Consider the following 2329-nt stretch of genomic DNA (forward strand, 5'->3'; position numbering starts at 1 on the left):
GGCCCAGTACATGAGCTCCGGCGTGGCGATGACGGAGGCCAGGGAAGAGTCCTTGATAAGGCTCACAAAGGAATTTCCCAGGGCCGGAATCACGGACCGGATGGCCTGGGGCAGGATCACGTACCGCATGCTCTGCCATCTCGTGAGGCCCAGGGCGTTGGCCGCCTCCATCTGTCCGGGGTCCGTGGCAAGGATGCCGCCCCGGATGGTCTCGGCGATATAGGCGCCCGCATTGATGGACAGAGCCAGCACCGCCGCCAGCACGCCGTCCGGCTTTTTCATGATGAGAGGCACCACGCCGAAATAGGTGATGAGGATCTGCAGCAAGAGCGGCGTCCCCCGGATACTTTCGATAAAGCAGGCCGCCGGAATGGACAACCATTTTTTAGAGGAAATCCGGGCCAGCGCCAGGAAAAGGCCCAGAAAGAACCCGGCCACAATGGCCACCACCGACAGCTTGATGGTGAGCAGGGTACCGGACACAAAGAACGGCGCATATTCCTCCAGGATAGATAATTTCAGGTCTAACATAGTATTTCTTGCCTTTCTAAAAAACAGAGTTGAGGAAAGAGAGTTGAGAGTTGAGGTCCCGCGGCGAAGCCGCTAAAGCACCCCAACCTCCCCTCTTTAGAGGGGAAAAGTAAGCGAACTGGATTTGTAGTGAGCGCAGCGAGCGAAAATCCAGTGAGACACTTTCATCGCGAAGGCGATCGTGGGGACCGCGACAGCGGTGGAGGGGTGCCAACGATTGGAGTCACCCCGGCGGAGCTTCTTGCTGTTAGCTGTTAGCCGCCAGGAAAGCTGATCAGGCCCTTTGGGCCAATTCCATCAGTTTTCATCAATGATCCCTCACCCCGGTGGGGAGCATTCCGGCCGGGCCCTGAAAGGAAGGCGCTTCAATGTGCAGAAAAAGCGCCAACTTGGGCCCGGCTCAGAGGTCCTATGCAGGGCCTCTGCCTTCAGCGAAGGGAGCCTCGTGCTGAGTCAATTACACGTTATTTGGCTATAGTCATCAGGATTCCAGTTGCGGCGAAGCCGCTAAACGTTAGCCTCCTTCCTTGGGAAGGCAGCAGTCCTGCAGAGGGCTGCTGAGCCGGGCTCATATGCGAGCATTTTCTGCACAATAAGCGAGCACCTTAGAGCCCGGCCGTCGGTGGCGCCGTAGGCGACGGAGGTTAGCTGTTGGAAGCGCCGCAGGCTGTAGAGCTTTCCTGGTCGCTAGAAGCTAAAAGCTGGAAGCCCCCATACGTTCACACGCAAGCTCACCCACCAGACACCCGGCCCGCAGGGCCTGTCCCCCTAGACCTGGATCTCACTCATTTCAACTTCGCCAGCATCTTTTCATCGGGCTGCACGTGGAACCACTTTTCATAGAGCTTCCCGTAGGTCCCGTCGTTCACCATTTCCGCCAGGGCCTTATCGATTTTCTGCTGCAGCTCGCCGCCCCGGTCCTTGGGGTAAATGATGCCGAAGTACTCCGGCGTGAAAGCGGCATCGTCGTAGACGATCTTCAGGTGCTGGTCCGGATACTGGGCCACAATGGACTTCACCGATGTCTCATCCCCTACCAGGGCGTCCACCTGGCCGCCGATGAGCATCTGGATGGACATGGGAGTCTTCTTGATGGCGGGATTATTCTTCCCCATCAGCTTTTCCAGGGCCTCCTGTCCCGTGGAACCGTTCTGCACGGCCACGGTCTTTCCGTCCATCAGGTCCTTGGCGCTGGAAATGGACTCATCCTCCCGGATGAGGATGGCCTGCCGGGAAACGAAGTAGGGCTTCGAGAAGAGGTAGGTGGCCTTCCGGTCATCGGTGATAGTGATACCGGAAATGGCGGCATCCGCCTGGCCCGTCCGGATCTGCTCAAAAATCGCTTCCCATCCGGCGTCGGAAATATCCACCGTAAGCCCCGCCTTCTTCGCCGCTTCCGTAATGAGCTCCACGTCGAAGCCTGTGATCTTGCCATCCTTCATATATTCGAAGGGATTCCAGTTCGCATGGGTCACCACATGCACATGACCATCAGCCCCGGAAGCGGCCTTCGGCTCTTCCTTTCCACAGCCCGTAAGGATAAGGCACCCCGCCAATACCAGTGCCGCCCCTGCAGCCATCCATTTCTTCATAGTACGATTCCTTCCTTTGCAATATATACCGACACTTTTCAGTTCACAAGTATTATACGCCAATAAAAGATATAATACAAGTTGTTCGCTAAAATAATATTTGTCAGATGGAGAATCTATTGTACTGTATCTGCGCACGTGCGAACGGGCAGGGGCTTCTATAGTAAACGACAAAAATAATTTTATTTAAAGCTGCACAGGGTTCG

At 56.0% G+C, this 2329-nt stretch carries 2 protein-coding genes; both read right to left on the reverse strand.

The genetic code is table 11. The features are described 5' to 3' along the window. Positions 1–531 (reverse strand): amino acid ABC transporter permease (locus tag QZR21_RS09005; protein ID WP_296975030.1); only part of this gene is annotated, 531 nt, incomplete at its 3' end. Positions 532–1316: 785 nt separating this feature from the next. Beyond that, positions 1317–2123 carry a basic amino acid ABC transporter substrate-binding protein gene (locus QZR21_RS09010; protein WP_296100352.1) on the reverse strand — a complete coding sequence of 269 codons (807 nt, stop codon included), beginning with the start codon at positions 2121–2123 and terminating at the stop codon, positions 1317–1319. Between the last annotated feature and the right edge of the window lie 206 nt (positions 2124–2329).

Origin of the sequence: uncultured Dialister sp. (assembly GCF_900541605.1) — a bacterium.
Taxonomy (GTDB): Bacteria; Bacillota; Negativicutes; order Veillonellales; family Dialisteraceae; genus Dialister.